The sequence below is a fragment of the Pedobacter nyackensis genome (assembly GCF_032678475.1).
Classification (GTDB): Bacteria; Bacteroidota; Bacteroidia; order Sphingobacteriales; family Sphingobacteriaceae; genus Pedobacter; species Pedobacter nyackensis_A.
Genome location: NZ_JAVTSF010000001.1, coordinates 891414 through 916570 on the forward strand (window position 1 = coordinate 891414; position 25157 = coordinate 916570).

Annotated in this window: 17 protein-coding genes; 1 reads left to right on the plus strand and 16 read right to left on the minus strand. The window is 38.8% G+C overall.

Features of this window, described 5'->3' with window-relative positions:
- Positions 1–106: 106 nt before the first annotated feature.
- From R2Q84_RS03540 to R2Q84_RS03575, 8 genes are all read right to left on the minus strand, one after another.
- Positions 107–1219 (minus strand): FecR family protein, encoded by a 1113-nt coding sequence (locus R2Q84_RS03540; protein ID WP_316815150.1) that lies wholly within the window; start codon positions 1217–1219, stop codon positions 107–109.
- A 109-nt stretch (positions 1220–1328) separates the two neighbouring features.
- Entirely contained in the window at positions 1329–1898 is a 570-nt protein-coding gene (locus R2Q84_RS03545) for an RNA polymerase sigma-70 factor (RefSeq protein WP_316815152.1), read from the minus strand.
- Between the two features lie 61 nt (positions 1899–1959).
- Entirely contained in the window at positions 1960–3657 is a 1698-nt protein-coding gene (locus tag R2Q84_RS03550) for a putative Ig domain-containing protein (protein WP_316815153.1), read from the minus strand.
- Positions 3575–5266: a right-handed parallel beta-helix repeat-containing protein gene (locus R2Q84_RS03555; protein WP_316815154.1), complete on the minus strand. Its 1692-nt coding sequence runs from the start codon at positions 5264–5266 to the stop codon at positions 3575–3577. The genes R2Q84_RS03550 and R2Q84_RS03555 overlap by 83 nt, the downstream gene beginning before the upstream one ends.
- A gap of 280 nt (positions 5267–5546) precedes the next feature.
- The gene (locus tag R2Q84_RS03560; protein WP_316815155.1) at positions 5547–6023 is read right to left on the minus strand and encodes a DUF5018-related domain-containing protein; all 477 of its coding nucleotides are present in this window, start codon (positions 6021–6023) and stop codon (positions 5547–5549) included.
- Positions 6024–6048: 25 nt separating this feature from the next.
- Positions 6049–7956: a RagB/SusD family nutrient uptake outer membrane protein gene (locus tag R2Q84_RS03565; RefSeq protein WP_316815156.1), complete on the minus strand. Its 1908-nt coding sequence runs from the start codon at positions 7954–7956 to the stop codon at positions 6049–6051.
- A gap of 18 nt (positions 7957–7974) precedes the next feature.
- Positions 7975–11322: a TonB-dependent receptor gene (locus R2Q84_RS03570; RefSeq protein ID WP_316815157.1), complete on the minus strand. Its 3348-nt coding sequence runs from the start codon at positions 11320–11322 to the stop codon at positions 7975–7977.
- 180 nt (positions 11323–11502) lie between these two features.
- A complete protein-coding gene (locus R2Q84_RS03575) occupies positions 11503–12516 on the minus strand; it encodes a FecR family protein (protein ID WP_316815158.1) in 1014 nt (337 codons plus the stop codon).
- Positions 12517–12662: 146 nt separating this feature from the next.
- Between R2Q84_RS03575 and R2Q84_RS03580 the strand changes: the two genes are divergently transcribed.
- Positions 12663–13244, plus strand: a complete 582-nt coding sequence (locus R2Q84_RS03580) for an RNA polymerase sigma-70 factor (protein ID WP_316815159.1) — start codon at positions 12663–12665, stop codon at positions 13242–13244.
- Positions 13245–13313: 69 nt separating this feature from the next.
- Here R2Q84_RS03580 and R2Q84_RS03585 read toward each other — a convergent pair whose 3' ends face one another.
- From R2Q84_RS03585 to R2Q84_RS03620, 8 genes are all read right to left on the minus strand, one after another.
- A complete protein-coding gene (locus R2Q84_RS03585; RefSeq protein ID WP_316815160.1) occupies positions 13314–15119 on the minus strand; it encodes a metallophosphoesterase in 1806 nt (601 codons plus the stop codon).
- A 49-nt stretch (positions 15120–15168) separates the two neighbouring features.
- Positions 15169–16716 carry a RagB/SusD family nutrient uptake outer membrane protein gene (locus R2Q84_RS03590; RefSeq protein WP_316815161.1) on the minus strand — a complete coding sequence of 516 codons (1548 nt, stop codon included), beginning with the start codon at positions 16714–16716 and terminating at the stop codon, positions 15169–15171.
- Between the two features lie 19 nt (positions 16717–16735).
- On the minus strand, positions 16736–20131 hold the full coding sequence (locus R2Q84_RS03595) for a TonB-dependent receptor (RefSeq protein ID WP_316815162.1): 3396 nt from the start codon (positions 20129–20131) through the stop codon (positions 16736–16738).
- Between the two features lie 104 nt (positions 20132–20235).
- Positions 20236–21162 carry a FecR family protein gene (locus R2Q84_RS03600; protein WP_316815163.1) on the minus strand — a complete coding sequence of 309 codons (927 nt, stop codon included), beginning with the start codon at positions 21160–21162 and terminating at the stop codon, positions 20236–20238.
- A gap of 72 nt (positions 21163–21234) precedes the next feature.
- On the minus strand, positions 21235–21828 hold the full coding sequence (locus tag R2Q84_RS03605; RefSeq protein WP_316815164.1) for an RNA polymerase sigma factor: 594 nt from the start codon (positions 21826–21828) through the stop codon (positions 21235–21237).
- A 187-nt stretch (positions 21829–22015) separates the two neighbouring features.
- Complete coding sequence (locus R2Q84_RS03610; RefSeq protein ID WP_316815165.1) at positions 22016–22549, minus strand: GNAT family N-acetyltransferase; 534 nt, start codon at positions 22547–22549, stop codon at positions 22016–22018.
- Positions 22550–22771: 222 nt separating this feature from the next.
- Positions 22772–23275: a DinB family protein gene (locus R2Q84_RS03615; RefSeq protein ID WP_316815166.1), complete on the minus strand. Its 504-nt coding sequence runs from the start codon at positions 23273–23275 to the stop codon at positions 22772–22774.
- Positions 23276–23358: 83 nt separating this feature from the next.
- Positions 23359–25077 (minus strand): DUF4157 domain-containing protein, encoded by a 1719-nt coding sequence (locus R2Q84_RS03620; protein ID WP_316815167.1) that lies wholly within the window; start codon positions 25075–25077, stop codon positions 23359–23361.
- Between the last annotated feature and the right edge of the window lie 80 nt (positions 25078–25157).

Genomic DNA, 25157 nt, shown 5'->3' on the forward strand with positions numbered 1-25157 from the left:
GTGTGTTCGTTGCACACTCGGTTTTTTTATTGAATTACCTCAGCAAATCAGGGAGGTAATTTTATACTCATATTGGTTGGTTTAGGTTATTGATTTATTTAAACTATTATCTGAGAACCGTTATTTTTTTATCTTCAATTTTAAACTTGATTTTTCCTGTTCGTTCTAAGGCATGGAGAACTTCTGAAACATTTCTTGATCTGGAAACCGTGCCAATAAAAGATAAACCAGCAGGTTTTTGTTCGTAAACAATCTCTACGTCATACCATTTAGCTACTTTCATCAGGATACTTTCCAGGTCCTCATCATCAAACATAAAATAACCATTTTTCCAGGCTAAGGCTGATTCGGGATCAACTGTATCGACTTTAATTTTATCTATACCACCTGTAATTGTACTTTGCTGGTTTGGTTTCAGGATTGCAATGTTATTTGTTTGCGCCTGGACAACTTTAACACTGCCTTCAACTAAGGTAGTCTTAATTGCACCCTCATCTGGGTTGGCAGAAATATTAAAGTGTGTACCCAGAACTTCAACTACCTGTCCTACACTTTCGACAATAAATGGCTGTTTTCGATCTTTATGAACTTCAAAATAAGCTTCGCCATTTAAAACCACCTTACGTTGATTAACCCCTGCAAAATTTGCCGGAAATTTAAGAGAAGAAGCTGCATTTAACCAAACTTTTGTACCATCGGGCAATATGAGTTGATACTGTCCGCCACGAGGAGTATTGACCACGAGATCTTTCCCAGTTTGCCCCGATGAGTTGGGGGTGACTAAACTGCCATCGTTGTAAGCCAATTTATCAGCATGAATAACCACTCCAGTTTTTGCATCGCTAAGCGTAATGGTTTTACCATTTGCTAATGTTAGTGTTGCAATATTTTTTCCGGGGGCAACATCATGCTGGCTTAAGCTTAAGTTCGTGCCTCTGTTAGAATTACGAGCGTTATAGAACCAAATACCAGTACCTATTGCGAAAACAATAGATGCTGCAGCGGCAAAACGCGGCCAAAGTAGATATTTACGCGGCTTACCAGCTGGTAACGACTCGGCCAAACGCAGGTGTAAAGCTTCATAGTCTGGCTCAGCAATAGGATCTGGTGTAGCCTTCATACGTTGATTGTACCATCCTTCAAAAATGGCATTTTCCTCGGGGCTACATTTGCCTTCAAGGTATTTTTGCGTAAGTTCCCTGGCTTGCTTAATGTCCATGTGTATTTTAGAGAGTTTTAGTTCCCATATAATACATGACAAAACAGAAATCTATTTGGGGGACAAACGTTAAAAATAATTTAACATTTTAGGAATGGTCCTTTCTATTTTACAAAAATGGCAAAGTAAAATTAGCACCAAATTTACCTCTTAATGCCTTTAGTGCACGGGACACTTGTGTTTTCACGGTTTCATCACCAACACCAAGTTGCTGTGCAATCTGCTTATAAGAAAGCCCTGCTGTTCTGCGCAACTCAAATATTTCTCTCATTTTGGGAGGCAACTTGGCAATCTCTGCTTCTATCTCTGCTTCAAACTCTTTATAACGAACAGCTTCATCTGTAACATAAGCTCCTTTGTTGATGTAGTCTTGCAAAGATTCCATATAAACCTGCTGAAGCTTTCCTTTATTGATCACATTAACTGTACGGTTTCTAACCGAGGTATATAAATAAGCTGATAGAGAGACATTAAAATCTAGCATAGTATGATTAAACCACATACCCGTAAATATATCCTGTACAATATCCATAGCCTGTCCCTCATCATTCAACATTTTTAGCGAATGACGAAATAAAAATGGCCAGTATCTGGTATAAATCTCTGTATAAGCTAACTCATCCCCCTGCTTTAGCAAGACAATCAGTTCCTGATCGGTATGTGCGTTATAAGCAGTCATGAATAATAATCCTAAGTGTAAACTTAGTAAAAACTAACGCAACCGCAATAAATGCTTTTATCTATTTTTTTAAGCGATCAGACGCAACAATAAAAACAACATCACGGGGAGGAACCGAAATCGTATATCCCTTTTTAAAATTTCCAAGATTCTTTTGATGCCAAATGTCCCTTACCCTTAATTGATCGCCTTGCATTCCAGTTTCCCACCACTTTATCTCTACTGCAGCAGGTGTTTTACCCTTGTTGAACAGCCCTATCGCCCTGCTGCCATCTTCCAGTTCCTTAACCATCACAAAAGTATCTTCTGTTCTATTGATCACCGCAGCAGGTTTTCCAAGCGGATCCTGATTAACAGCGATCACTTCCGTATTACAGAGTATATTTAGTGTAAACTCATTTAACCTGGAAAAATCTCCACTGTAAAATAAAGGAGCAGAAAGTAAACACCACAACGACATAAATGAATATTGTTCTGCCGGACTTAATTTTGTCAATTCTGGTATCCTGCTGCCATCGGGATTCCCAACATAACCAATAAGGATGTAATCCAAATCGTTCCAGGCACTGGGCTTTGACCATTTACCAAAATTATCTGCACTTTTTTTAGCGATATCATAAAATTTGCCAACCTGCCCCCCCAGGTCGCTACCTGTTCGCCAGGAATGACCAGCCTCCGGGCCCCATTCCCAAACTTTCCTTCCGTACTGACATAAATTGAAAATGATGTCACGTTTCTGACTTCGAAGTATCGCCCCCATATTAAAATAAGGCTGCTTCATGATTTGCTCAGGTGAAAGGTCAAGGTTCATTCCTTTAATTTCTTTTTCAATGCTGGAATAAGAGCAATAGTCATACTTAAGAAAATCAAAACCCCAATCCGCAAATTGTTTAGCATCCCTCCATTCATAACCAAAGCTACCCGTAAATCCTGCACAAGTAGTTATTCCAGGCGAGGTATATATTCCTGCTTTCAATCCCTTGCTATGGATATAATCGGTTAAACCTTTCATATCTGGAAAGTAACTATTTGGCAAAATGGCCCCGGTGGAATCGCGAGCCGGTCCAATCCTTCCCGGGTCTTTATTTTCCTTCGCATTCATCCAGCAGTCATCAATACTCACATACTGATAGCCTGCATCTGCCATTCCTAAACGTACCAGGTGATCGGCGGCTTCTCTCATCATTTTATCAGTAATACGTTCATAAAACGCATACCAATTGTTCCATCCCATTGGAGGTGTAAGGGCCAATTTGTCACCACTCACAATTTTTAACGGACGAACAGATTTACCGTAATTGTTTTGCGCTGTTATTTCTACTGTAAATTCTCCTTTGCCAACCAATACACCCGTAATTATACCAGTATTTTTATCTAAACTAAGACCAGCCGGTAAGTATTTTACTGCAAATATCATTGGTCTTTTTCCTGTTGTTGGAATCCGATATAAAAACGGATTACCTGGCCTGGCTCCATATACTTTGGGGCCATTGATCTTTGGAACAAGACCAGGTTTAGGTGTACGGATAAGCGCATATTCAGAAGATGCGCCTATAGCCACCGGGATTTTAGTACCCCTGACATAAATGGTATCAGTCTGCTGCTCCATAGCTGCTACCTGATTCGCAACAGCTATCATTGCAAAAAGAAAGATAAAGTTCAGCCTATTAACTTTCTTAATTCCCTTTACCCGCTTCAATATAAATATTTGAGCTTTCTGTAATTTCAAACGGTTTTGCATTCGCGTATCTATTTTCATATTGATTGGATTTTTTTATACTGTTGTTTTGGAAAACGAGTGAATCAATTGAATAGCCATTAATAATCCTCGGGTCGAAAACAATGAAATTATTTTTTTCAATAAGGATATTTCGATTATATCGACTTATTGCTTTTTTAGATTTCTCAATGCCAGGCCCAAATTGTATCACTGCATTTCCCCAAACACCATAATTACAGTTATCGAATATATTGTTGATTATTTTTACATCTCTTACACCAGCTTGCTCATACCAAAACCTGGCATCCCCCTCAAACAGAATCGCTGCCCCAGGCGTATGAAATGTGTTATTCTCAATGAGTATCTTACCTCTGGAGCCAAGCAAAATACCTCGTGCCCTATTTTTTCTTATTATACAGTTTCTTAGTACCACATCAGGCTGGCATTCTACAAGAGAAATAACGTCACCGATTTTCAGTTGTTCAGAAACCTTTTCATCAAAAATGATGTTTAAATACGTTTTGTTCACACTGGAAACATTTTTAACAAATGCCTCAGCATAAGACACCATGCTTGCACTATTCAGGAATTCTACTTTTTCGCCTGCACGAACAAGATCAAAGCCTGCCTGAAGTTCATGTTTTAGTTTAATTTCTATGGATGTTGGAGAAATTTTGCCAGTAACCAATCCATAGATACCATGTATATTTGTAGCATCATCTTTTTGATTCTCGAACAGGCAGTTCTGCATCACAATTTTTCCGCTACACGAAACAAAATGTGTTGCATCGGCCGTAATACTAATCATGCGACCGCTAACTGGCGAAGGTGTTACCCGAACATAATCCAGATCAATATCCCTACTTCTCTGGGCAATCACTCCCATCCCTCCGCAATGAAATATATCGAGGCCAGCTAATTTAATTTGAACACTATGGGTTATAGTAATTGCCGGACAGTCGCGATTTAAGGCACCAAAAACCAGTACATTTCCTGGTGTTCCTTTGATTCCGGGAACAAACAGCCGAACTTTTCTTTCAGCTATTTTTTCAACAATAATATCGGGACCGCAATAGTAATCTTTAGCCATAAATGCTGTTTCCATTTTATTTGAATCAAATTCCAGTAAACTGCTAAATGGGTAAAGCCTCTTTTCCTCATCAGTAAATAACAATCTACTATTTTCGACTTTAAAGGGGAATGTTTCAGAAAATTCTACATCGATGGCGTTTTCATGTACTGCCATTATAATACCTTCACTATGAAACGTCCTTTTCCAATCTATAGAGAAGTTTATTAATTGTATATTTTTTGATCCGTCAATAATAAAGGGGCATATATAGCCGTGAAATACAAATTCTGATCCCTGACCATTGATCACGAGATTTTCAAAACCGTTTAAAGGAAAAACAACACGCTTTAATCCATCACCATTGTTGCTGATAAACATGTATTTTTCAGTTGCTTTATCAGGCCAGAAATTATACTTTCCCTTCGGAAAAATCAGTGTATCTGCCTTGCTTTCCTTACATGCATTCAAAGCAGAAAGAACTGAACTTGTAGCATCGGAACCATCACTTTTAATACCAAAATCAGCTACATTTATGACTTTCTTTTGCGCATTAACATTTCCTGCAATCAGGAACAAAAACACTATAAGGCATTTATTAAAACAATTCATAACAAGACTTACTTCTTTATCTCGAATTTCAAATCTGATTTTAGGTCATCGTTGAACATTTGATTAATCTGAATAATGACACTTACTTTCTATATAAACTAAGTTCATTTGGCTCCCATATCCCTGCCCACAAAGTCCTTTCGGAAAGCTGTTCACATTATAAAATACTTTCCCAAATGTTGCATTAAAAAGAGCCGCTAAAGTTTTAACGGCTCTAATCAACCTAAGTATAAATAAACTAACCTATTTACTTGTTAAATGCAGTCACATTAACTGTCCATACTTTACTTGCGCCATTTGCAGCCTTAACACTGTATTTCAGCGGTTTTGTAGCATCGGTAGGATCGGCTAATGCCGGAGTTCCGTCAATGGGAGCAACAGTAGCAGCCGTTGAAATGTTTAAATAGAACCACAGTTTACTCTGAACTACTTTAGCTCTTTCTTCGGCAGTAAACGTACCTGCCGCTGGAGGTACAGTTATCACTACATTTATTGTCGAACTAGGTTTATTAATAGTTTGCGCAACTGTTAACTTTTGATACGCAACAACTGGCTGGCCATGCATCATCTGACCACTATTAAAACGGTGCTCAACATTTACCAATGTAATTTCATTTCCATCAAATTCCGGGTAATCTGGCAAGTCTTTCTTCAAGCAGGAAGAAAGCATCGTAATTATAAAGGTAGCCACTAAAGCTAAATTCAATTTTATATGTCTTTTCATAATCTTATATATCATAAAATAAATTCTACCATTGAGGATTTTGAGGCCCAAATTTAGGGTTGTTGTCAATGAAGCCTTGTGGAATAGGGAATAAATAGCGTCTCGAAGCATCAAATCTTCGTTGGTTATAGCCGAAGTTGAACGACCCTGTAACTATCGCAAAAGATTTACGGTCTTTTGATATATCTAATACACGGATAGGTTCAGTTAAATTTATAATGGTTCCCCCCGAAGGTGTGCCGTCATTGGCATTTCCGCCATACCTGCCCCATCTTAACAAGCTATAATAAAAATCATTTTCCTGGGTAAGCTCCACCCTTCTTTCTCTTTTATAATCTTTCCATGCATCGGTTAGATTACCAGCGGTAGAGGCAGGCAAAGCACCGTGCATCACACGCGTTTTATTCAAATTTGTTAAAGCATTGACCAAATCTCCTTTCAGTAAATATGCTTCTGCCAAATTCAGATAAACCCTTCCCAGGCGCATACAAACATAATGATAGTCTGTCCTAACCGAATTCAAATAGCTGGGAGCTACATTCGTGTACATTCCTTTTTTGAAATACATATTTGTTACAGTTGAGCCCCAATCACCACCATACACACTAATCCAGCGATTAGCGTTCCCCTTGGTGTTTGTAGTAAACAGTTCATTCGCAAAACGCGAAGAATCGCTAACAATAGAGCTTTTCCATCTGGCATCCCGGTTAACATTTGTCAAGGTCCAGAAATCCTCCGAACTACCGGCTTTTATTCTACCCTGCTTTACTACAACCTCGTCACCGCCCGAGGGAACTTTATCATTAGGGAATCCTCTTCTTGCATAAGGAACACGCACATTTACCCCCTCATCTACAGCAGCAAGATATTGAGAAGTCTGGTTCCATGGCAATACTTTTGTTGGATCTGCCTTGTCAATAACCAGATAATCGTCAGCTAGATTTTGACTTGGAAAGTACTCCGGCCAAAGTTCAAAAGCTACCGGCTTACTAAACAAAGGACTTCCATCAAATTTTTTCACTTTATCATTAGAGATATTTGGAAAAGCATTTTGCATAGGTGTATTTTGGACTATGTTATCTATTGACTTTTTGTAAATCCCAAAAATAATCTCTGCTGATGTGCTTTTAGTCTCATTGAACATTCCCTCGTAATCGCTTTCCAATGCATACCCTCCAGCGATTACCAATTCTGCATTCGTGATAATCTTTTCAAGAAGTGGGTCAGCGGGGTTCACATTAGCTGCCGCAGGATAATTTTTATAGGCTAAGGCTTGCAGACATGCCTCAGTTAAAAAGGCAGCAGCAACATATTTATTGGCTCTTCCCGAAACTTTAGTTGCAGACATATCAGCTACAGCATCTTCTAAATCCTTGATAATATAATTATAACTGTCTGAAGGTGTGGCCACGGATGGCAGTTTAAAATCATCATTTTCAGTTAAAACATCATCTATCCATACAATTCGGCCCGTTTTTCTTGCCACTCCCAGATAAGACATGGCCCTTAAAAATTTACCTTCCGCAATTAACATCTTCTTATCCTCATCAGTTATCCCAGTTGATTCTCCAACTTTTTTGATAATGAGGTTACAACGGCGAATCTCTGCCCAATTGTTAAAATTGTCTAGAATTTTGCTATCACCGTGGTCGTTCCAATCATAGCTATTCGTTAAACTTTCACTAAAGACAGTAAATGCATTTCTTGCAGTACCATCGGTTGCCAGGATGTTTGAAGTTCGAACATCCGGTCCGGGGCCACTACGATAAACATCCATGATTCCATATGTACCATAAATGAATGTCTCAGCATTAGCCTTGGTACTCCATACAACATCTTCTTTTACCTTATCTAAAGGCTCCACATCCAGAACCTTTTTACAGGAACTTATTACGAACGCGCAACCAATTATTACAAATATTTTTATTTTCATCTTGCTAAAAATTAATAATTAAAACCCTGCGTTAATACCTATTGCAAACGTGCGCTGAATGGGATAGCCGTAATTGCTGGTATCCGATTCCGGATCTATAAAATACTTCTGACTCTTTGCTGATGTGAGCAGATTTGTTCCCGATACAAATAAACGCAGCTGCTGGAATGGCCCTTTCTTCAATACACCTTGCGTAAAGTCATATCCCAACTGCAAATATTTTAATCTTATATATTTTGATTGTACCAACCAGAAATCACTTTGCTGGAAGTTATTGTTCCCGTTTATAGATCCAGAAGTGATTGCTCTTGGAAATAACGCATCGGTATTGTCCGGGCGCCAGTAATCCTCCTGAAAGCCATACGTCATTAATGTTGCAGATTCATTTCCTTGTACAGAGCTACCCAGTAAACGGTCTCTTGCACCAGCCCCCTGAACAACAACGTTAAAAGAGAATCCTTTATAGCCTAAATCAAGAGTAATACCATAATTTGAACGAGGGAAAGTATTCTTGCCGATCCTGGTTTGATCATCAGTCGTAATCTGTCCGTCACCATTTGTATCTACATACCTTAAATCTCCCGCAACAACCCCATTAGCCCCTGGTAAACGGGCTCCTGATAATAATTGACCGTTGCTTGTAAAAAAGCCATTGTTAGTATACCCATAAACAGCATTACCATCCGCATCTAACATGAAATTTCCGACTGTGCTGGACCGTCTTCTATAAGGATTTCTCAAATCAGCATCACTATCATCTTTATTACGCTCCCATGCTGTATTAAAATAATTATAGTTAACACCTAGTTTATAAGATAGTGCGCCTAAATTATCTTTCCAGCTAACACTAAAATCAAAGCCCTCTTTTCTTGCTGCTCCTTCATCAAAATTGATAACCGGTAAGCCAATGCCCAATGTTTGGGCAAATCTCGGATCACTTGTTACGTAACCTGTAGTACGTGTATAGAAATAATCTATTGTTGCCGACAACCGGTTATTCAGGGAAGCCATATCTATTCCAAAATCCCTGCTTCCGATTTTCTGCCATGAATACGACTGGCTTGGGATAGATAGCGGTTCAGAAGTACTTTGAACAGCCCTTCCATCAACAATCAAACCTAGTGGATTTACAGAATAAGCCGAAACATATTGAAACGGGTTTACACCATCTTTGTTTCCTAAAACACCATATGAGGCTCTTAATTTCAGGAAATCAAGAATATGTCTGTCCTTTAATGATTTCATAAAATTCTCTTCAGACAGGATGTATCCTCCGGAGAATGCGAAGAAAGTTCCCCACTGCCTGCCAGGAACAAAAAGATAATCACCATCTCTCCTCACAGATGCCTCAATGAAGTATTTTGATTTATAGTCATACGAGATACGCCCCAGTAATGCTGCCCTGGCACTTTCGGCTTCACCACTAAGTAGTTTTCCATTAGTATCAAAAATGTTGATAGATTGGCTTTCTGCCGGTCCGGCTACAAGCTGGTCATATAAAATCTTATAATTTGACCGGGTCACATTCAACATATTAGAATTTGTCTTGTTTTGCTCGTAAACGCCTGTAAAGTCGATGGTATGATCCCCAATCTTTTTATTATAGGTAACATAGCCCTGAAGAGTTGTAGAATTTATTTTACCGCTCAGCACATTCAGACTAGGAGCATTACCATATACAGGGACTCTGCTTCCGATCAAATAACCAGGAGCCAGGAAATCCCAGATCTTTCCGTCGTTATTTAAGGTGTTGTAAACTCCGTTGAACTTAAATTTCAATCCTTCCAAAAAATGTGCGCTGTATTCAAGTCCTAAATTTGCATTGAGCGTATTATTAGTCCCTCTTCTGTAGCCAGACAGGGGATCAAGTTCTCTAACAGGGTTATCCGGTATTGGAGTAGGCAAACCAAATTCATTTCTAGCCAATGCAGTTACACCTTGATTTTGTATATGGCTATAAATACCATAGAAAGTTGAGGCAGCGGCATTAGAAGCTGAGTTAGGAATCACGTTCTTTTCAATAAAACCATCTAAACCAAGCGTTACCTTTAAATTAATTTTTTCTAAATCACTAGTGGTGTTCAATCTATAAGTAGTTCGCCTGTTGTAGTTATTATCTGTTTTCAATATCGTTCCCTGATCGTAATAAGACAAACCGCCATAAAAGCTGATTAATTTGCTTCCACCTGATACAGATAGGTCATGTCTCATCTCAGGTGCGAATTTTTTCATCGTTAAATCTTGCCAGTCAGTATTTGGAAACCTTAATGGATCAGATCCGGTACGATATTTTTCAAGATCTTCAGCAGATATTGGTGCATTCTTTCCCTCATTGACATATATTTTGTTAACTGCCGATTGCTGTTGGAACGAGCTCAATTTTTCACCAAACAAGGTAGGTTGTGAAAAGATCTGGTTATAGGCATAATTAATATTAATCTTTCCATCACGGCCACGCTTAGTAGTCACAACTACAACACCATTAGCCGCCGAAACACCATAAAGTGCAGTAGCAGCAGCATCCTTTAATATAGAATAATCTTCTATATCATTCGGATTCAGGTTTGTGAAATCACTCTCAGAACGGATCACATTGTCAATAACAAATAGAGGCGTACTACCACCGCGGATTGAAATCACACTTTTTGTCCCCGGCGCCCCATTTGTTGCCGTTACTGTAATACCGGGCAAACGACCAGCTACTCCATCATTGATGGATTGTACCGGTAGCTTTGCCACCGTGGCCATATCCAAACTGGAGATTGCACTGGTGGTTTTTCTTTTAGTTGTGGTACCATAAGCCTGTACTACAATTTCGTCAAGGTTGTTACTTGATGGTTTTAATACGACCGTCATAAATGAACCTGAGGCAGGTATTTCCAGTGGCTCATACCCTACAATAGAAAAAACAAGTATTGCATTATTCGGTACACTTAATGCGAACTTTCCTTCTGCATCAGTTGCGGCTCCCCTTTTTGTACCCTTTACCGTTACGCTAACGCCCGGTATAACCATGCCTGTAGTATCCCTGACAACTCCAGATACCGTGATATCATTTGATACTACGCCCTGATTTGAAATGGCTATTAAATCGCCATTACAAACACTAAAGCTAAGCTCGGCATCTTTCAAAATCCGTTTTAATACATCTATAACCAACAGGTCCTTAGCTTCAATCGTTACATTTTTAGATACTGAAACAAAACTTGAACTATACACAAACCGATATTTACTTTGTTTTTCGATAGTCCGTAAAACTTTTTCCAGGGAAGTGTCTTTTACATCAAGAGATATTCTATCCTGAGAAAAAACACCTGCCGTAACATGGAGACAAGTAAGGAACACTAGAAGAAAGGTGAGCTTCATTATTCTAATGATTTTTGAAAACGGCCTTATTTTCAACCGTTTTTGGTGGAAGTAATAATTAATCATATTTTTGTTTTTTGGTTAAGTGAATTTTGACAGCACATTGTTTGCGCAGTAACTGTCATTAATTAATTAATTAATGATCAAAAAATTAAGGGCGGTGGCTTCAACACCGTCCTTTTATTTTGATATAGTGATTGTCTTTTCTTTTATCTCATAGTTAAATTTCGCTGTTTTTTTAAGTGCAATTAATACGTCAACTATACTTTCATTTGTGAATGTTCCAGTAAATTTATAGTTCTTCACTTCCTCGGAAGTAAAAATGATCTGTACATCAAACCACCTTTCGAGAACACCTTTCATGTCAATAAACCTTTGATCAAATATTTCGAGATTATTTTTAGTCCATGCTGTTTCAACTACCGTAGTATCGCGAACCTCCTGGTAGTTTTTAACAATGATGTCCTGAATTTTACCGGCCTTATGATCTGGTTTCAGTTTTTCATTTTTTACAAAAATTACTTTTTGACTCGGCACCATAGTAATGGTCTTTTTGTTATCCGATGTAGGCTGCATATTAATTGAACCCCGAATCAAAGTTGTTTCTGACGTCTCGTCATCGGGATAGGCTTTAACATTAAAAGCAGTTCCCAAAACATTTATGCTAAAGTCGGCAGTATAGACTTTAAAAGGTTTATCTTTTTTATGGGTTACATCAAAATAGGCTTCACCAATAAGGTTTACTTCCCTGGTTTTCTCATTGTAACCATCATTTAGCGTCAGAGAGCTGAGAGAGTTTAACCAAACCACAGTTCCATCACTTAATGTGATTTGCTTTTTCTGTCCCTTTCTGGTTTCGAATTTAACTACTGCCGACGTACTGTTGCTTATCTGATCTTTATGCTGATAAAAGAAAACCACAGCTGTGCTTATGATGATTAGAACGGCAGCAGCTGATATCCAGCGAACGATTGGATTAAGCTTGTATACACTATCCTTTTCCGTCGCGGTCTCCTCTTTCAGTCTGCTATATAAAATTTCGTGGATTTGCGTTTTGTCACCCATCTCTGGCGTCCATTCATAATCCTCCAGTTTATAATCATCCTTAAAATTCTCTAAGAATTCTTTTTCTTCTGGTGAACAATTACCCGACTTATACTTTTCGTAAAGTTCTATAAACTCATTTTTGGACATACATTTATATTTGGTATCACTTATATAGAGCCATTTATATGCTAACACACACATAACTATTTTATATTTTTTTTTGTAACTTTTAGCTAATTATGCAAAGCCTACTTATCAAAAAATAAGCTACTTTTATACATGGGATATTCTGTATGACAAAAAATCTACCTACTGATTCTGAATTATGGGAACAAATACGATTAGATAACAACAAGGCCTTCGAAGTGTTATTTAACCGGCATTGGTCTGCTGTATATACTACCTCCTTCCGTTACTTAAAAGATCAGGAAGCATGTACAGAATTGGTACATGATATTTTCATCAACATATGGCGCAACAGGGGTAGCTTAGAAATTTCTTCATTTAAGAACTATCTTAGTATGGCCTCAAGATATCAGGTTTATAAATTGGTAAGAAAAGGGAAAGCTAATCCGCTTATGTTGGTTGAGGAATACGACACTCTTCCAAACTCAAGCTATGCCCTGAACCTGGGTGAAGAGAAAATCAGCTACCAGGAAATGGAAAGCGACATTGAGATGATCCTCGATAAACTGCCGAAAAAATGCAGGGAAATTTTTATACTGAGTAGATTTGACAATCTATCTAATCAGGAAATTGCCGATAGATTGGATATTTCAAAACGTACGGTAGAAAATCAAATTACTATCGCATTAAGAGCGCTTAGAGTTTCTATTAAAGTTGTAATTTATTCAATTCTCTTTTTCAATATATAACGAAGGAGCCTTTAAATCTTACGATATAAAGGCTCCTTCGTTACAGGCCCAAACCGGCCTTCTATTTGTTTACTTAATAAATTGTTTAACGCTTGATTTTACGTTAACTAATTCAGCTAATTTACCATCCTTAACCGGTATTTTCTTTCCATCAATAGTTAAAATATTCCCATCCCTATATACTGCGGGAATGGTTTTTCCACCTTTAGCATAGTTACCCGGAACAGGTATATCTCCTGCCTGGCCAAACTTAACCGGCGCAGCAAAATCAATAATCCATTCTCCCGTACCTGGACGGAACAATGCCATTTCGGCTCTGCCATTGCCATCATAGTCCGCGGGGACAGGAATATCGCCAGCAACGTGAGGTAATTGAAGCGGAATATTTCCTAGAGCGGTCTGCCACATCGAGTTATCGGTACGGAAAAAACCAACATCCAGTTTACCGTCACCATCGTAATCTGCAGGAACCGGGATACCATTCTTATGACCAAACCTGATATTATCCAATCCATCAAAATACCAGGTCAACGTTGAAGGACGATAAACAGCAACATCGGCAAAACCGTCACCATCCCAATCACCACAAACTGGAATATCACCTGCTTGTCCGAGTAAAACTTCTTTTCCACCTTTAATCAGGAACTTACCTTCTTCAGGTCTGAATACAGCGATGTCTGTTTTCCCATCTCCATCGTAATCAGCTGCCGCTGGAATATCTCCTTCTTTTCCAAATGAAATATTTGCAGCCCCTCCTATTTTCCATTGCCCCTTATCAAAAAAAGTAAGTTCAGTCAATTGATCATTGTCAAAATCCATAAACCTGGCTACACTGGTATGGTGTTGCCAAGGCATTGTAAACTCGCTGTCAGCATCATTTTCTACTTCACCTGTATAAGGAGAAAAAGTTCTGAATTTTAATAAGTCTTTTGACTTTGAAAAAGTAATCAGGCGCATAAGGCCATTACCTCCCTGAGGTCTGCTTTGATAATCGGTCAGGTAAGTCTTAATGATATTACCAGCATAGCCATCCATTCTAAATCCCTCTCCATTATCGCCAACATGACCTGATAACATTAAAAATACATTTGGATAACGTTTAAGTCTATCAAAAATCCGCTGACCTTGTCTGCCAAATTTAGCGAAGCCCTTTTCGTTGGTATTCCTGGTTGCATTATTAGCGATCAGGTAATGACTTACCACAATGACTTTCCTGTCCTTATTTTTTTCGATCAATTGACTCGCCCAATCATTTAGCTTCTCAATATCCTCATCAAAAGAATCATATTCTAAATACAAAGTCATAAACTTTGTTCCCGCAGCGGTGAAAAGATCGTAATGGCTATCATTGTCATTTCTATAATATCCGCCATACCATTTCTTCCCTTTAAAGTGCTTTATACCAAAATACTTATTATACTGAGCTGTTACACCTGTTAAAGGATACTGACTCTTGGTTTGATCATGGTTTCCAACAGCCATTCCATAAGGGATTCCTTGTGGATAGCCTGGTTGAGGTTTTTCCAATCGGTACATGGCTTCGGCTGCATTTACCCATTGCTGTGGTTTTAATTCACCATCATCAGAAATATCGCCCAGGTGAATCACATACTGAATATTTTCCTTTTTCGCATTTTTAGCGATCCAATCTGTCTGGGCAAAAAACATCTCCTTTTTACCGCCATTCTTTTCACTGGTGTAATATTGCGTATCGGGCAATACAGCAATAGTAAATTCATCATTTTCTTCTATTACCTGGTCCGCAGCTTTAGAAATAGTTGTGGCACTACTGGTGAATAAAACTTGCGCAGATAAGAATAGACAAAATGCTCTTCTTACTATATTACTTTTTGATTTCATTGTTTTCGTTAACATATATCTTGTCTTAAAACTTTTCATTATTTACGGATAATTTCCCTGTCTGTTAAAACGGATACCCTGGGTTTTGGCTCATTCCAGGATTTAAGTTTCGCTCAGGCAGAGGAATCGGAAATAAAAACTTGTACAGCTGTATATCAAAGGCATTATTTTCTAAATGGGTATAGGTAGCCTTAGCTTTAACGGCATATGCTTTCATCGTACTCAATCCGTCCTCACTACGCTGCAAATCATGAAAGCGCTTGTTTTCAAATGCCAGTTCAACTCTGCGCTCATGTAAAATTAGTGCTCTGAGTTTTGCCTGATCGGTTTCCTCTGATGGTAATAAACCAGCTCTAAGCCGCACTTCATTCAATGCGGTTAATGGAGATTTCCCCTGCTCATTCTGAGCTTCTGCCAATAAAAGTAAAGCTTCTGCGTAACGGTAGATTGGCCAGTTTACATTAGAGTTATTTGCTGCTACATAAGGACCATGAACATATTTTTTAATAAAGGCTACACTAGCCTTACCAGCTGGTGTAGTGTAGCCTACGGGGCTTTTCACTGCAGTAATTTTCATAATCAAGCTGGCATCATTGGTCCCTTCGGCAATACCAATAGAAGCCTCCAATCGCTTATCTCCCGCTTCATAACTATTGATCAAATCGAACGAAGGCGTGTTCCAGCCAGCTCCACTCGTATTGCTCGGGAATGCCGTACCGGTAATGGGTGCAGTTGATGTGGTTTTAGGCATAAATTGAAACACAAAAGTGTTTGGCTGACTACCCACTGCTGTGCCTTCAAGATACTGTATTTCAAAAATGGATTCTTTACTATTCTTATTACGTGGTGAAAAGGCATCGGCATATTCCATATTTAATCCATACCCCATAGCTGGAAGTGTATTCAATAACGCTTCGGCTTCTGCATATCGTTTTAGGGTGAAATAAACGTCGGCCAGCAACATTGTTGCCGCTCCCTTTGTAACCTCACCTGTTTGAGGAAACTTTGAAACTGGCAATAGCTCATTAACTGCATCTTTTGCATCAGCAATAATCTGGGCATACACCGCTTCTGCTGAGGAGCGGTCTTTAAAAGCATCTTCTGCTTTTATTACTTCTTCCAGGTAAAGCGGAACTCCGCCAAATAAACGAACCAGTTTAAAGTAATTCCAAGCCCGGAGAAATTTCGCCTGACCATCTGCTCTGGTCTTTCCCGCTTCAGTGGCCTTTTTAGCATTGGGTATACGTCCGATGACGATATTGGCACGTGAGATACTTGTATAACAATGATAATATACCGCGTTCACATAATCATTATTGGCATCGTTATTCCAGTCTGATACATTTTCGCGATATACAGTGGCCGTACCACGGTTTACCGGATTAGGAATGTAATGGGTATTATCCGATCGCATTTCTGAAGTATGGTAGTCGTTCACAAGCAGATCGCGTATAGGGACATACGCTGCGATTACCGCCTGTTGCAGTTGATCGTCCGTTTGAAAAAAATTCTCCGGCGACAGAGAGTCTTCGGGAACAAGATCAATAAAACTTTTTTGGCATGATGCACACATCAATAATGTACATATCATGATCATTAATTTATATTTCATAACAAATATTATTCAATGTTTATTTAAAGGTTGCGTTTATACCGAAAGAGAAGGTACGCGGTACAGGATATGCATTTTCATCAACACCTATTCCACTAAGGGCATCTCCACCCGAGAGGCCAATTTCCGGGTTACCCCCACCTGTGTAGCCTGTAATTACAAATGCCTGTTGCACCGAGCCGAAAAACCTCAGATTTTTTAGTAACCGGGTTTCCTTAAGCTTTAAGGTATAACCAAGTGAGATGTTTCTTGCTGTTAAGTAACTACCGTCTTCTACCCATTGACTATTTACAGAGCGACCAATTGCCGTAGTTCCTGTTTTAGTACGCGGGTATATTCCGGAACCGGGATTTTCTTCAGAACGCCATCTATCGGCAGCAGCAGCCAAAGGTACCCGGGAACCGTCAAGATTTGTATGATATGCCCATTTACCAGCGGCAAGTATTTTTCCGCCAACCTGACCAGACATAGCAATATTGAAGTCAAACTGTTTATAGCTAAAACTATTGTTTAAGCCAAAGGTAAATGTCGGTGTGGGATCTCCTATAAAAGTCCGGTCGTTTACATCATCAATAATTCCATCATTATTCAAATCTTTCATTTTCAATGTACCAATATCTGAGGCACCATTGTCCGACAAACCTGTACTTTTATATTTGGCAGAATTGGCCAGATCATTGGCATCTTTATACAGTCCAAGATTTACGAATCCATAAAACTCTCCTAAATGACGACCTACCTGATTGCGGAAATAATCTGAAGAAACGGTATTGTTCCTTCTCAGATAGCCCGGATCAACCAATTTTAAAATGCGGTTTCGTTCAAATGTTAAATTCAGGTTTGTGTTCCATGTTAGCTGACCTGTTGTATTTACCGTATTCACCGTAAACTCATGCCCCCAGAACTTTAGCTGACCTATGTTATACTGTATGTTTGAAAAACCTGAAGCTCTTGGCACTGGTCTGGATTGAATAAGACCAGCTGAAATTTTATTATAGTAATCATAAGAAATGGACAATCTGTTGTTAAACAGCGCCATATCCAATCCAACGTCAAATTGCTTATTTCTCTCCCATGCAAGATCCGGGTTACCTAATGTACCTATGGTTTGTCCTTGCATTAATACCCCATTGAAAAGGTAATTATATTTGACCAATGTTGGAATTGCAGTAAAGTTTCCAAAACTATTGTTTCCGGTTATACCATAGCTTACCCTTAATTTCAACAGGTCAACTTTGGTAAAATCTTCCATAAAAGACTCTTCATTAATAACCCAACCTGCAGACACAGACGGGAAATAACCAAATTTTCTATCGGAACCAAATCTCGATGATCCATCCTGACGAATAGCACCCTGCAGTAAATATTTACCTTTGTAATTATAATTCAAACGTCCAATAGCCGAAAGCATCGAATGCTGTGTTGTTCCACTGGTTCCTGCAGATATAATAGAAGCGGCACTTAAATAAGGAATTTCATCACTCGGGAAACCGGTTCCACTTACAGAGTTGCTTTTCGACTCGTATCTGTGCACCGAATAACCAGCCAGCGCCTCGATATGATGATCATTTAAAAATGTCTTGTTAAAGGTCAGGTAACTCTCGGCAGTGTAAGAAAAATTATCGACTGATGAACTGAGACCTGTTGAGGCTACTGGTGCGGTTGATGAAGTAGACAATGTTATAGACGGAGAAAACTGATTTCTGGTTTCAGCTCCTTTATCTACCCCAAAGTTTGTCTTTAAAGCAAGTCCCGGAATAAATTCGTAATTCAGGTAACCGTTAGCCAATATTCTTGTCGTGATATAATCGTCCTGTGTTTCTAACAACAGTGCAAGTGGATTAACATAAGTAGTCATTCCCGTTGAGAATGCGCCTACAGCGTAACTTCCATCCTCATTGTAAGGCTTGTTGATAGGGCTAGCCTCAAATATACGCTGGTAGAAACCGCCAACACCGTCACTATTTAGCCTGTTGTTATGATCTTTCCTGTAACTTGGTGCGAGGTTAAACCCAATTTTTAACTGATTTCGACTTCCAATACTGATGTCGTTATTGACACGTAGCGACAAAAGTTCTGTATTGGTATTGATCACCACACCATCCTGTTTTTCGTAACCCAGAATTACCGCCGATGAAGATTTTTCCCTGGCCGACAATACGCTTAAACTGTATCGTTGTACAGGTGCTACCCTGGTGGTTAAATCAAACCAATTGGTACCTTCGCCGTATTGTTCTGGATTCCGGTAAATTTCGGGCACCACGGCATTAAATGGCGGTTCATACAACTTAGCATCACTAAACTTTTCTTTCATGAATTGAGCCCATTCGGTTCCATTCATCATATCAGGTCTACTTCGGCCAGCAATCTTTTGCAAGCCTACATTTGCACTAAAATCAATTTTTGGATCTCCAATTTTAGCATGCCTGGTGGTGATCAAAATTACCCCATTTGCTGCTCTGCTCCCATACAATGCGGTTGCAGAAGCATCTTTTAACACTGTCATCGTCTCAATCTCCTCAGGATTGATGTTATTTACACTACCCGTGATTGGTAAACCATCAATTACAAACAATGGTTGGTAATCTGTAGCCAGCGATGCAGCACCACGAATACGGAAAGCAATCCCTCTCCCTGGTTGACCGCTGGTTTGAGCAACGTTTAGTCCGGCTACTTTACCTTGCAGTTGCTGTCCAAACTGCATGACCGGCATATCTTGCAACGGTCTCATTTTAACCTCCGCAATGGCACCCGTAACCTCTTTGCTTTTCTGTTTTCCATAACTAACAGTAACTTCATTTAGCGTGTTACTACCAGTAAATTGAATATTTAACAGGTACGGTTTATCTGCGTCAACGCTGACATTTCCGAATTCGAGCATTTGGTAACCAACAAAAGTTGCCCGAATGGTGTGTTTACCTTCTGGCAAATCCAATGAAAACTTGCCATTTCCATCGGCAACAGCTCCTGATGAACTGCCAACTGCTTTTACTGAAGCACCGGGCATTGGCAGTCCCGTTTCGTCGGTAATTGTACCATAAACCTTTCCTAATCTGATTTTCTTCGTTAATATGATATTTCCCGACGATTCTTTAAAGGTTATTGCCGTACCTTTAAATAAGGTAGACAACACTTCGCGCAAAGGCTGATTATGGAAACTAACCGGTCCTACAATTTTTTCGTTGAAACCCAGGTAATCGCCGTCATAAGCAAACACAAGTTTCGTTGTCGTTTCGATTTTTTTTATCGCTTGCTTTAGGTTTTCACGTCCAAAGGAGATAGCTACTTTAGTATCTAAACCTTGTGCTCTTGCAATAGCCGCGTTCACAGGGAGTAGATTAATGATTAAAAATGTATAGAATGATAAGAGGCTTACTCTAATAAATTGTTTAAAACAATTTTTATGATAATTCATGATTTTAGTTTACTTTACAAGTTCAAATAGTAAATATTGCATACCAGGATTGCCGTCCTTTTATATGCAGATCTTAGGCGGCACTCAAAAGGTTCCGCCTTGTTTTAATAGAGTATCAGATCATTCCCCTCCTTTCTAAACTCGCTATTGTGAAGTTGTTCAATTAATGCAAGTACTTCCTGTTGTGACAGGCTATGAATTATTTTAAGGCTAAACCGATATGTTTTCACCTGTTCGCTACCTGCTTTAATATTCAATCCATAAAGGTTTTTAATGAGTACCGATAGTTCATCAAAGTCAGCCTGTTCCAGATAGGTACTTCCTTGCTTCCAGCTTACAATTTTATCGCTATCAATCTCTTTTAACTGAAATTGATGGTCATTAAGATTATAGAGCAACTGTTGCCCGGGTGTAAGTGTACTCAGTGTTTTGTTGGCCTGAATAACAGCTACTTTTCCTGTAACAACTGATACACTAACTGTTTTAAACTCCTTATAGGCTTTAATATCAAACGAAGTACCTAGTACCTTCACCTGCAATGAACCAGCATGAACTATAAATGGGTGTGCAGCATCTTTTTTAACCTTAAAAAACACTTCACCTTGTTCAATTGAAACCTGTCTTAATTCACCCTTAGTTCCCTTTGGCGTCTTTATTTGGGTATTTGCATTAAGCCAGACGCTTGATCCATCAGCCAGAAGAATCTCCTTAGTTTCTTTGGTGCCTGTACTGTAAACCGAATATTCAATATTCCCCCTGTTTTCTTTTAATACAAAAAATAGCGCTGTGGAAACCAGGATAAGTGAGGCTGCTATACCTGATAGCTGTGTGTACAGTTTTCTTCTCCTGCCTATAGATTTTTCAATATTTTCTAATATTGAACTACGCAATTGTTCCACATCCTTATTGTCAACAGGAGTCTCTTCCCGGGCATATGACCGGTACCAGGCCTCAACAAGTGCGCTTTCAGTTTCGTTCGCCTTTCCAGTTGAAAAACGTTTTAGTATCTTCCTAAATTTTAATATATCCATTTGATTGGTCTTCAGTTGTAAGTAGCTGAAAACGGCAAATGGTACTTTTAATTAAGATAAAGTTTGTATTAACTAATTGTAAAGCATTGCGGCCAGAACGGCCATATACGTAAGATGTTTTTCAGGATATTTCTGTGCAATTACAATTCTTAAACGACGTAAAACTTCTGATATATAGTTTTTTACCGTTTGCTCGGCAAGTCCAAGTGTTCCGGCGATTTCCCGTACAGACAGATTTTCACTTCGAAGCTGATATATTTTTTTTAGCATTTCCGGCATCAGTTCTACAGCTTCTGTCAAAGTCTGCTCCATATCAAGATAGTCGGTCAGAGACTCAATAGAGTCCTCTAAAATATTGATGCGATCAAGGGAATCCTCAAGCAGCACCTGATTTACTTTCTTACTGTTGTAATGACTAATGACACTTAATCGAACGGCACCTTGCAGGTAATTTTCAAGGGGACCTTTTATATTCAGGTCCGATCTTCTTTGCCATAGCTTGATAAAGATTTCCTGAACAATATCTTTGGCAGCATCGTCGCCCCCTAACCTGGCTTTTGCAGACTGAAACAGTCTTTGCCAATATCTATCAAACAAGGTAGTAAAAGCATCCTTATCATCATGCCTTATTAATATCAATAAATCTTGATCTGCTATACTTTCCATCACCTTTGGGCAAAAGTATCCCTCTAATGTTAACGCAATCTTAAATTAACATTACGACGCAGTTTGCATCATTAAAATTACGGAAACGGTGAAGCGGAGAATTGGTAAACTATATTATGCTAGTTCCTTATACTGCGACAAAGTTTGCAGAAAAAGATATATAAATTTAAACGGATCTTTGATCAACCTAATTCATGGATAACGATTTAAAGAAAAAAGTTGTGTTGCAAAGCGATCCGTTCGGATACAATGCGTAAAAGGGAATTTCGCCTACACGCTTCCAGCCATGACTGGCATATAATTTTTCCGCCGGACTACCTGTTGCCGTGTCAAGCACCAATAAAGATTTGCCAGCTTTGACGGCTTCATCTTCAATTGTTTTTAACAGCATCCCTCCAACCCCCTGATTACGTGCATGGCTCAGCACTTGCATCTTTGCCACTTCAGCGCGGTGCGGTTGGTTTTCAGGTAAATCTAAAACTAGTTGAACAGTTCCAATTATGGTATTTGAAATGGTATCCCTTGCTATAATCAAAATTATTTCGCCTTGTTCAACTCTAATTAATACTCTTTTCCAAAAGTTAAGAATTTTCATCTGCGAAACCGGTAACATAAAACCGACAGAAGCCCCACCCTCTACGACATTGGTTGTGAGCTCAACTAATCCGGGAACAAGATTGCGCTGTGAAGTAACCCTTTCGATATAATAAGTCGTTTCCATATTATTTTGTGAGATTTATTTTTTCTTTTACCAAATTAATTTGCTGTTTACTGGACTATCCTGGCCTTAATCATATATTATGTCATCGATAAAATTAAGCGCTCGCGACTATAAACGTTTCCATGCTGTTCATCTTTAACAATAGTAAAGAGGTTGTCCTTTTTTTTCTAAGACAACCTCTAATAAGCAAGTTTGGAAAATATCAGCCTTATTTTACAAAGTTTAGGATTGCTGAGATTCCTCATAAGTAGGACCATACAGAGATGGCACTTTATTTCCCGTCGCCCTGAGGTGCGAGATAAGCTCTCCGCGATGATGATACAAATGATTATAAAGGAATCCCCTGACTACCTGAATCTTCGGCATTGATGGCATAACTGGGTTGCCTCCTGCAGACATTGTCCAGGTATTCATATACTGTGATTCATCAGAATTTTCTATTACAGTCTTTGCTTTTGCAACATTTTCCTCAAACTTTTCCAGGATGTTAGCGGCTTTGCTAATATCACCTTTGTCATAACTATAGGACCCCATATCAAATTCATCCTGTGCAAATGTAGGTCCATACCAGTTGTATACTTCGGCAATATGCGAAGCTAGCTGACCTACCGACCAAAGATGTGGTTGCGGACGGTATTCCAATGCACTGTCCGGAATCATTGATAATAACTTTCTGGTGTTTTCTGCTTCATGCATGAATTCACCGATTAATGCTTGTTTTATCATTTTTATAGTATTTATTACATATAAAAATAAGGATTTTTTTCGTGCACTTATCCTAAAATCATACAATCAGTTTTAGGCACATTTCAAGACTCCGAGTCTTCGTCACTATCGGAATATGAAGAGAAATCGTCATCACTTTCGGAAGACGAGGAAGACGAATCATCATCGTCAAACTTAGGATTAAAGAGATCATTTAGTTGTGTGAAAGCATCTATAGCAAAAGGTACCCATTCCGAAACATTTTTAACAGGAACCCTACGCAACTCCAATACAGCACCTAATTTGTTTTTGTCGTACTGAGATACTCTCGCAGCTCTTGGATCGTCATATAAATTTGTATGCATGTCACCAGCCTTCGTTTTAACACCGAACATATTTCCTATTGTTTCAAGTAAGCTATTGCTTTGTTTTAAAAAATAATCTTCGGCCCCAATTAGATGCCCCCCGCTTGATTGATCATGACGCGCTATATCATCTATAATTGAATCTACTAGACTTTTAGTATCTGTTTTTAATAATAGGTGTACGTCTTTCGTTAAACCACCACCTTCTTTTTTATCAGATTGATAATTTTGAGTGAAACGCGCTGCTAAATACGCTCTAATTTTAGCATACAATTCAGAAGGCCAAATATTGCCATTTTTTATTTTTCCGTATTGCGAATTTATTACTTTATCGGGAATAAACTCTTCTGTTTTAGCCAGAAAAGATATCATCTTTTTTATATCTTTTGATGTTTTTTCTTTTGACCAACCAAATCCCGGCATATCTGCATCGAAATAACCCTTTCCCATTAGTTCCTCTGACTTACTTGCCAAATCAGGACCAAAAGAGGATAGGGCCAAATCAAATGTTACCTGCGGTTGCCCTGAATTATCATTCTCTTTTACGGTAATTCTATGATTTCCGATGTCAATAACGTCTCCTTTAGTTGAATCTTCGACCCTTTTCCCTAAAGTGGCCATTTCCGTAACTGTTCTTGTTAATTCAGACTCATCCGTAAAAAATTCAGTTGTTTCCATCTCCAGATTTCTTTTCGCTCCACTTCCGTCATCACTCAGTTCCCAACCATTTAACTCATCTCCACCCTGTAGCTCCTCCAGGGTAATATCGCTTCTCAACATCTGAAATTCCAACCCAATAAATCTCTGAACAACTGAGTTAGAAAAGGTATTCTTATTCAAACCAACTGATCCCTCCTCATGTGAAGAACCCATCACTCGATTCCCCCCATTCTCATTAGACATAACTTGAATAGCTTTTGCCCCCATTACATCAGCTTCCTTCTCTAAGCCAGCATCATCATTAACATTCACCTTACCTTTCATTTGCATTGTAGGATTTACCCTGCCTTGCTTTTGTTGAACAACATGCCAAGCTTCGTGAGGAAGATGTTTTTCTTGGCCTGAGGCTATATGGATATCCGTTCCTTGTGCATAAGCATATGCTTGTAATTGTGCAGGATTTGCTGAATTATAATGTACCTTTACGTCATCCATTGAATACCCAGAAAGGTTTTCAATTCCAGATTTCAGGTTATCAGGCAATCCCGTATTATTTTCTTTCTTTTGAACAGACTTCCCTTGTTGGACAGAATTGTTGTTAGCATTGTCCTGAAAAGCTTTTAGTTGAGCTACAGCTGGGCTATTATTTGCCATCTCTTGCAGCTTTCTTTGGGCAATCGCTTCAGCTCGATTATCCACAAACGGAAAAGTAGATTCACTGCGGCCTTGTATTGTCGTAACTAAGTTCGTTACAGATTGTTTTTTAATCTCTGGTGTTTTGTCAGCGTAAGTGTTCATAATTTACTTTTCAAGTTTGGTCTATTGCCAATAACATTTGGTTGTGCATAATAAATATAGGAAAAGTTTCGCTTAACCAT